The 329-nt window shown below is 72.9% G+C and carries 1 protein-coding gene; it reads right to left on the bottom strand.

Annotated features, from left to right (window positions below):
- Positions 1 to 329, bottom strand: a 329-nt coding sequence (locus tag ICC28_RS40185) for a hypothetical protein (protein WP_188293814.1), incomplete at both ends; no start/stop codon positions are given.

Below are 329 nucleotides of genomic sequence, written 5' to 3'. Positions count from 1 at the left end.
CGGGGTCGGCGGCGGGCACGATGGTGTGCCAGTCGACGGGGGTGCCGGTGGTCCACAGCCGGGCCAGGGCCTCGGTCAGGGCGGTGGTTTCCTCGCGTCCGGTCCGGGTCAGGGCCACGCAGGTGGCGTCGGTGGTCTCGGTGCTCTCGCCGGTGGTGTTGTCGGTGAGGCAGTCGGTGACCATGGCGGTCAGTACGCCGCGTGGTCCGATCTCGGCGAAGGTGCGCACCCCGGCCTGGGTGAGGGTGCGGATGCCGTCGTGGAAGCGGACGGTGCCGCGCACCTGGCGTACCCAGTAGCCGGGATCGGTCAGCTCGCCGGTGGTCGCG

The organism is Streptomyces sp. TRM68416 (genome assembly GCF_014596915.1).
Classification (GTDB): domain Bacteria; phylum Actinomycetota; class Actinomycetes; order Streptomycetales; family Streptomycetaceae; genus Streptomyces.
The sequence above is the reverse complement of the archived record's forward strand: the minus strand, read 5'-3'. Positions and strand labels throughout refer to the sequence as shown.